This is a genomic window from Actinomadura madurae (genome assembly GCF_047130825.1).
GTDB classification, from domain to species: Bacteria; Actinomycetota; Actinomycetes; order Streptosporangiales; family Streptosporangiaceae; genus Spirillospora; species Spirillospora madurae.
Genome location: NZ_CP083237.1, coordinates 10,390,091 through 10,397,688, shown reverse-complemented (window position 1 = coordinate 10,397,688; position 7,598 = coordinate 10,390,091). Strand labels below are relative to the sequence as shown.

At 75.1% G+C, this 7,598-nt stretch carries 5 protein-coding genes; 2 read left to right on the top strand and 3 right to left on the bottom strand.

Annotated features, from left to right (window positions below; translation table 11 throughout):
• Window positions 1–23: 23 nt before the first annotated feature.
• From K8Z49_RS48510 to K8Z49_RS48500, 3 genes are all read right to left on the bottom strand, one after another.
• Entirely contained in the window at window positions 24–1,616 is a 1,593-nt protein-coding gene (locus K8Z49_RS48510; RefSeq protein ID WP_412517248.1) for an ABC transporter substrate-binding protein, read from the bottom strand.
• A 118-nt stretch (window positions 1,617–1,734) separates the two neighbouring features.
• A complete protein-coding gene (gene glyA / locus K8Z49_RS48505) occupies window positions 1,735–3,015 on the bottom strand; it encodes a serine hydroxymethyltransferase (protein ID WP_412517247.1) in 1,281 nt (426 codons plus the stop codon).
• Window positions 3,012–3,785, bottom strand: coding sequence for a TetR/AcrR family transcriptional regulator (locus tag K8Z49_RS48500; RefSeq protein ID WP_412517246.1), 774 nt, complete (start codon window positions 3,783–3,785; stop codon window positions 3,012–3,014). The genes glyA and K8Z49_RS48500 overlap by 4 nt, the downstream gene beginning before the upstream one ends.
• 356 nt (window positions 3,786–4,141) lie before the next feature.
• On the opposite strand from K8Z49_RS48500, the gene K8Z49_RS48495 reads away from it, so the two are divergent.
• A complete protein-coding gene (locus tag K8Z49_RS48495; RefSeq protein WP_412517245.1) occupies window positions 4,142–5,857 on the top strand; it encodes an ABC transporter ATP-binding protein in 1,716 nt (571 codons plus the stop codon).
• A complete protein-coding gene (locus K8Z49_RS48490) occupies window positions 5,854–7,596 on the top strand; it encodes an ABC transporter ATP-binding protein (RefSeq protein WP_412517244.1) in 1,743 nt (580 codons plus the stop codon). The genes K8Z49_RS48495 and K8Z49_RS48490 overlap by 4 nt, the downstream gene beginning before the upstream one ends.
• The last annotated feature ends 2 nt before the right edge of the window (window positions 7,597–7,598 follow it).

Sequence of the window (7,598 nt, the reverse complement as noted above, 5' to 3'; positions counted from 1 at the left end):
GTCCCGGTCCGGCCCGGTCGCGCCTACCCGGCCAGCCACACGCCGCCGAGGTCGGGAGCGGTCGGGTCGATCACCGCTCCGGCGCCGCCCACGCCCGGGGACGTCGCGCTCTGCTTGGGCACGAGGCCCCACACCAGGTCCGTGCCGGAGTCACACAGCTCCCGCTGGAGCCGGTCGTAGGCGCGCTGCCGTGCCGCCGCGTCGAACTCGCCGGCGGCGTCCTGGAACCGCTCGGCCCAGGACGGGTCGTTCCAGCCGAAGTTGTAGGGGGCCTTGGGGATGTACAGGTACTGGGCGATCTCCGGGAACGGAGCGGTCCAGCTGAACGTCACCGCCGAGTAGTCGTAGTACTTGGACGGGTCCGCGTAGAACTGATCGACCGGCATCTCGGTCACCTGGACGTCGAACCCGGTGTCCCTGACCTGGTCGACGACGAGGCGGCTGGCCTCGACCAGGCCGGGCGCCATCGCCGAGGCGAGGATCCTCACCGTGACCCTGTCCTTGCCGGCCTCCTTCAGCAGCGCGGACGCGCGCGCGGTGTCGCGGGAGCGCTGCGGCAGCCCGGTCGCGTACCAGGGCAGGCCCACGCCCCACAGGTCGTTGCCGACCTTGCCGAGGCCGAACGTCGTCGCCTGGACCAGCGCGTTCCGGTCGACGGCCAGCCGGAACGCCTGGCGGACGCGCGGGTCGTCGAACGGCGGACGGGTCGCGTTGAGGAACCAGCCGAGCCCGTCGGGGGCGGGCGCCGGGTGCAGCACCACGCGGGCGTTGCCGCGCTGGGCCCGCGCGTCGGCGAACGCGACGTTGTCGGCCCAGTCCACCTGACCGGCCAGCAGGGCGTTCATCCGGGCGGACGGGTCGGGCACGGCGAGCATCTCGATGCGGTCGGGGTGCCCGCGTCCGGCGCCGCCCCAGTAGTCCTTCCTGCGGACGAGGACGCTGCGGCCGCCGGGCGTGAACGACTCCACCCGGTAGGGGCCGGAGCCGTTGAGCCGCTCGGCCTTGGTCGCGGTGCGGCCGTCCGGCATCACCGTGAAGTAGCCGGACGCGAACCGCGCGTCCAGGTCGGCGGTGGGCGAGGTCAGGACGAAGCGGACGGTCCGCGCGTCCGGCGCGGACGACCGGCCCGCGTCGATCATCGCCAGCGACGCCGCGGCCTGGGTCCGCGACTGGGTGACGTAGGAGGCCAGCACGTCGGCGGCGGTCATCGCCCGCCCGTCGGCGAACTTGACGCCCTCCTTGAGGGTGAACGTCCACTCGGTGCCGTCGGGGTTGTGCGCGACCCGCTCGTACAGGAGCGGCCGCACCTTGCGTCCCGGGCCGAGCAGGCCGAGCTTCTCGTACACCTGGAGCAGGCGGGCGTTGGACAGGTAGTCGCTCGTCTTGAGCGGGTCGATGCTGTCGGCGGCGGTGCTCAGGTACGCGATCCGCAGCGTCCCGCCCCGCCGGGGCGGCCCCGCCGGGCCGGTGGCGCGGGCCGTGCCCGGGGCGCCCCCGGAGCCGCAGGCGGCCAGGGCCGGGGCGGTGAGCGCGCCCGCTCCGGCCAGCGCGCCGGAGCGCAGCAGCGTCCGCCGTGTCAGCGCCCGCCGCGTCAGGGGGAGGCTGGTCTGGGGCATGGGGGTCCTCTCGGCTCGGTCTGCTCGGTCGGGAGGCGGGGGGCACCGGCCACGCCGGGACGCGCGGGAGGGGAAGGGACGCGGGACCCGGCCGGGAGCGGACCGGCCCGCGGAAGGCTCAGGGGTAGAGGGGGTGCGCGGCGGCGAGTTCCGCGGTGCGCCGCCGCAGCTTCGGGACGTCCGCCGCGGTGAACCCGGAGGCGAGGGTCTCGGCGATGATGTCGGCGACGGCGGCGAACGCCTCGGCCCCGAAGCCGCGGGTGGCGAGCGCGGAGGTGCCGATGCGCAGCCCGGACGGGGTCCGCGCGGGCCGCGGGTCGAACGGGACGGCGTTGCGGTTGACGGTCACGCCGGCCCGCTCCAGCCGCTCCTCGGCGGCGAGCCCGCCGGCGGGGCCGCCGGCGGCGGCGCAGTCGCGCAGGTCGAGCAGGACCAGGTGGACGTCGGTGCCGCCGGTGGCGACCCGGACGCCGGCTCCGGCCAGGTCGGGGGCCGACAGCCGGGCCGCGATGATCCGGGCGCCCTCGACGGCGCGCCGCTGCCGGTCCGCGAACCCGGGGGCGGCGGCGAGCCGCAGCCCGACCGCCTTGGCGGCGATCGCCTGGTTGAGGGCGCCGCCCTGCTGGCCGGGGAAGACGGCGGCGTCCACCGAGCGGGCGTGCTCGGCGCGGCACAGGATGAGCCCGCCGCGCGCGCCGCCGAGCGTCTTGTGGGTGGTGGCGGTGACGACGTCGGCGTGCGGGACGGGCGAGGGGTGCAGCCCGGCGGCGACGAGCCCGGCGAAGTGCGCCATGTCCACCAGGAGCCGGGCTCCGGCGGCGTCGGCGATCCGGCGGAACGCGGCGAAGTCGAGGTGCCGGGGGTAGGCCGACCATCCGGCGATGACGACGCCGGGCCGGTGCTCGCGGGCGAGCGCGGCGACCTCGTCCATGTCGACCAGGCCGGTCTCCCGGGACACGTGGTAGGCGACCGCCTCGTACAGCCTGCCGGAGAAGTTCATCCGGGTGCCGTGGGTGAGGTGGCCGCCGTGCGCCAGGTCGAGGCCGAGGATCCGGCCGCCCGGGGCGAGCAGTGCGGACAGCGCGGCGGCGTTGGCCTGGGCGCCCGAGTGGGGCTGGACGTTGGCGTGCTCGGCGCCGAAGAGGCGGCGGGCGCGGTCGATGGCGATCTGCTCGATCACGTCGACGTGCTCGCAGCCGCCGTAGTAGCGCCGCCCCGGGTAGCCCTCGGAGTACTTGTTGGTGAGCACCGACCCCTGGGCCTGCAGAACGGCGCGGGGCGCGAAGTTCTCCGAGGCGATCATCTCCAGCGTGGTGGCCTGCCGCTCCTCCTCGGCCGCGATGACGGCGTGCACGCGCGGGTCGGCCTGGTCGAGGGTCCAGGTCAGCGGGCCGCTCATCCCGCCGCCCCGCTCTGCTCGATACGGGCCTGGACGCCGTCCAGCGCCCGGTCGATGGTGTAGGCGTAGAACTGCTCGGTGAACGCCGCGCGCGCCTCGTCGCTGCTGTTCAGCCGGTCGAGCGAGCCCGCGAACAGGCACAGCCCGGTGCCGTCGCAGTCGTCCGGCCCGGGGCAGCGGTCGCCGTCGCGGACCATGAGCAGCAGGTCGCGGTCGTCGGGGTGGGCGTCCAGGCGGACCCGGTCGTCCTCCAGCGCGAGCGGCATCAGCGCGCTGTTGAACAGGACGCCGTAGGCGGCGGTGGCCTCGTCGCCGAGCCCGGCGGCGTGCAGCAGCCGGACGCCCCGGTCGATGATCGGCAGCGCGGACGGGACGGTCGGCCCGTAGAGGGCGAGCCGGCGCGCGACGCCCCGGTGGGCGGTCAGCACCGGCCGGATGCCGAGCAGCAGGTCGCGGAACCAGTCGCGCCAGTGCAGGCCGGGCGCGGGCACGGGGAACAGGGCGACGACGCGCTCCACGACCTCGTGGACGACCGCCTCGCGGCTGCCGATGTGGTGGTAGACGACCTGCGGCCAGGAGTCCAGCCGGGCGGTGAGGTCCCGGATCGTCCAGCCCTCGATCCCGGACTCGGCGGTCAGCGCGACGGCGGCGTCGACGATGGCGTCCGGGCGGATCGCCGGACGGCGGTCCGCCGAACGGCGCGGTCCCGGCCGGGCCGGGGGCCTGGCCGGCGGTCTCGGCCCGCCGGCGTGCGGAGGTGAGGTGGCCAAGGCCCGCTCCCTGGTGCTCGTGCGGGTCCGGACACCGGGCTCCCGCGGTTTTCCGATCAATGGTTCGCCCCAACCCCTGGCGGGCGAATTTAGGTAAGGCTAACCTAATTGATCAGCGTTCAACAAGGGCCGATGATCATTCCGGATCTCCGCGGGCAGCGGACGTTCCGGGGTGGCCGGCGGCGTTCGCGCCCGCCCACCGGCCCCCGAGCAGAAGGGACAGCGCCTTGGCGACGTCCACGACGGATACGGCACCCCGCACAGGGGGCCCGGACGGTACCGGCCGGGACGCTCCGGCCCAGGCCGAGGCCGGAGCGAAACGCTCGGGGCCCGGCCTCGGAGCGATCCTGGCACCCGTGCGCGGTCGTGTCACGGCCGCGGCGCTCCTCCGGGTCATCGGCGCCCTCGCCACGCTGGTGCCCTATGTCGCGGTGGCCGAAATCGGCCGCGTCCTGCTGCGGCCGGGCCCCGCCGACGAATCCGCCGTGTGGCGGTGGGTGGCCATCGCGGTCGGCGGCCTGCTGGCCGGCACGGCGTGCAGCGGAATCGCCTACACCCTCACCCACATCGCCGACGCGGACGCCGGCCTGCACCTGCGCCGCCGCGTCGCGGCCAGGCTCGGCCGGGTGCCGATGGGCTGGTTCACCGACCGGGGCTCGGGGCGGGTGAAGCGGGTCCTGCAGGACGACGTGCACGCCGTCCACCACCTGGTGGCGCACGCGCTCAACGACCTCGTCGGCGCCGTCGTCACGCCGGTCGCGATCCTCGCCTACCTGTTCTGGGTCGACTGGCGGCTCGCGCTGGTGTGCATCGCGCCACTGCTGCTGTACGTGGTCGCCTACGGCTGGATGATGCGGGACGCCGCCGCCCAGATGGCCAAGTGGAGCGAGGCGCTGAGCCGCCTCAACGCCGCCGTCGTCGAGTTCGTCGCCGGGATCGCCGTCGTCAAGACGTTCGGCCAGACCCACCGCGCCCAGGACCGCTACCGCCGCGCGGGCGACGACCTCGCCGACTTCTTCGGCCGCTGGGTGGGCCCCATGCTGCGCGTCGAGGCGGTCTCCTCGCTGATCATCGCGCCGCCGGTGATGCTGCTGGTCGCCGCCGGCGCGAGCGCCTGGTTCGTCGGCGAGGGCTGGATCGGGCCGGCGGAGGCGCTGCCGTTCCTCATGCTGGCGGTCGGCCTCGGCACCCCGGTGATGACGCTCGGCTTCGGCGCCCAGGCGATGCGCACCGCGACCGAGGCCGCCGGCCGGCTCGGGGAGCTGCTGAGCACCGCCGTCCTCACCTCCCCCGAGGAGCCGCGCGCCCCCCGGGGGTCGCGCGTGGAGTTCGACGGGGTCGGCTTCTCCTACGACGGCCGCACCACCGTGCTGGACGGCATCGACCTGGTGCTGGAACCCGGCACGGTCACCGCGCTGGTCGGGGCGTCCGGCTCGGGCAAGTCCACGCTCGCGCGGCTCCTCCCCCGCTTCTGGGACCCCGGCACCGGGCACGTGCGCATCGGCGGGGTCGACGTGCGGGACATGGCGGAGACCGACCTGTACCGGCAGGTCGGCTTCGTCTTCCAGGAGACGTCGCTGCTGCGCGCGAGCGTGCGCGACAACATCCGGCTCGCCCGTCCCGACGCCGCCGGCACCGAGGTCGAGGCCGCCGCCCGCGCCGCCCAGATCCACGACCGGATCGCCCGCCTGCCGCGCGGCTACGACGCCGTCGTCCACGAGGACGCGGAGCTGTCCGGCGGCGAGGCGCAGCGGGTCGCCATCGCCCGCGCCCTGCTCGCGGACGCGCCCGTCCTGGTACTGGACGAGGCGACCGCCTTCGCCGACCCCGAGTGCGAGGCCGCCGTGCAGGACGCCCTGTCCGAGCTGGTCGCGGGGCGCACCCTGCTGGTCATCGCGCACCGCCTGCACACGATCACCGGCGCCGACCAGATCGTCGTCATGGACGGCGGCCGGATCGCCGAGACCGGAAGGCACGCCGACCTGCTGAGGGCCGGCGGGGTCTACACCCGGCTCTGGAACGCCCAGTCCGCCGCATCCCCCGAGACCACCGGCACCGAGGAGACCCGATGATCCGCCGACTCGCCCGCCTGATCGACCCGGCCGACCGCGGCCGCTTCCGCCGCTACCTCGCGGCCATGGCCGGATACGGCGTCCTCCAGGGCATCGCCATCATCCTGCTCGTGCCGGCGCTGCGGCCGCTGCTGCGCGGCGACGCCGGCGACGCCGTCCCGTGGCTGTGGGCGCTCGCCGGTGCCACCGCCCTCGCCTGCGCCGCGTACTACGTCCAGGCGATGATGGGCTTCACCATCGCGCTCGCGCTGCTGCGCGGCCTGCACCACCGGGTCGGCGACCACCTGGCCGCGCTGCCCCTCGGCTGGTTCTCCACCGACCGGACCGGGCGGCTCACCCACTCGCTGTCGCAGGGCACGTCCATGATCACCGGGGTGCCCGCGCACCTGCTGACGCCGCTCGTCACCGGCGTCGTCACCCCGGTCACGGTCGCGCTCGGCATGTTCTTCTTCGACTGGCGGCCCGCGCTGGCGATCCTCGCCTGCTCCCCGGCGCTGCTGGTGGTCTACCGGTGGGCCGGGACGCTCGCCGACCGGTCCGCCCACGCCGTGGACGCCTCCGCCGTCGAGTCGTCCTCGCGGGTCGTGGAGTTCGCGCGGGCCCAGCCGGTACTGCGCGCCTTCGGCCGCACCGCCGAAGGGCACCGGCTCCTGGACGAGGCCCTGGTCTCCCAGCGCGACGCCGGACGCGCCATGATCCGTACCGGCGTGCCGGGCATCGCCGGCTTCGCCATCGCCGTCCAGGCCGTCTTCACCCTCGTCATCGCCCTCGGCGCCGCCCTCGCGCTGAGCGGGTCGCTCGCCACCGCCGAGCTGATCGCGCTGCTGGTCATGGCCACCCGGTTCACCGGCCCGCTGATCGAGGTCGCCGACCTCGGCGCCGCGCTGCGGCTCGCCGCGCACGACATCGAGCGCATCGACGACGTCCTCGCGGTCTCACCGCTCCCCGAGCCCGCGGACCCGAAGAGCACGGCCCGGGACGGCCTCGGCGTCGAGTTCGACCGGGTGACCTTCGGCTACGGCGACGAACCCGTCCTGCACGAGGTGTCCTTCACCGTGCCGCCCCGCACCATGACCGCGCTCGTCGGGCCGTCGGGCTCCGGCAAGACCACCATCGCCCGCCTGGTCGCCCGCTTCTGGGACACCGGCTCCGGAACCGTCCGCGTCGGCGGCGAGGACGTCCGCGACCTCGCCACCGACGACCTCATGGGACGCCTCTCCCTGGTGTTCCAGGACGTCTACCTGTTCGACGACACCATCGAGGCCAACATCCGCATCGGCCGCCCCGGCGCCACCCCGGACGACGTCCGCGAGGCGGCCCGGCTCGCCCGGGTCGACGAGATCGTCGACCGTCTCCCCGACGGCTGGGACACCCGCGTCGGCGAAGGCGGCGCGGTGCTGTCGGGCGGCGAGCGCCAGCGCGTCTCCATCGCCCGCGCGCTGCTCAAGAACGCGCCCGTCGTCCTGCTCGACGAGGCGACCGCCGCGCTCGACCCCGAGAACGAGGCCGCCGTCCAGGACGCCCTCACCGCCCTCACCGCCGACCGGACGCTCATCGTCATCGCCCACCGGCTCCAGACCATCACCGGAGCCGACCAGATCATCGTCCTGGAGGAAGGCCGCGTCACCCAGCGGGGACGTCACCCGGAACTCGTGGAGACCCCCGGAAGGTACGCCGACTTCTGGCACGAACGCACCCACGCCCAAGGCTGGCGCCTCACCACGACTCCTGGACACTGAGG

Excerpts from the sequence above, each read along its gene's own strand:
- K8Z49_RS48510 (WP_412517248.1), bottom strand. The coding sequence starts at position 1,616 with ATGCCCCAGACCAGCCTCCCCCTGACGCGGCGGGCGCTGACACGGCGG.
- K8Z49_RS48490 (WP_412517244.1), top strand. The coding sequence starts at position 5,854 with ATGATCCGCCGACTCGCCCGCCTGATCGACCCGGCCGACCGCGGCCGC.
- glyA (WP_412517247.1), bottom strand. The coding sequence starts at position 3,015 with ATGAGCGGCCCGCTGACCTGGACCCTCGACCAGGCCGACCCGCGCGTG.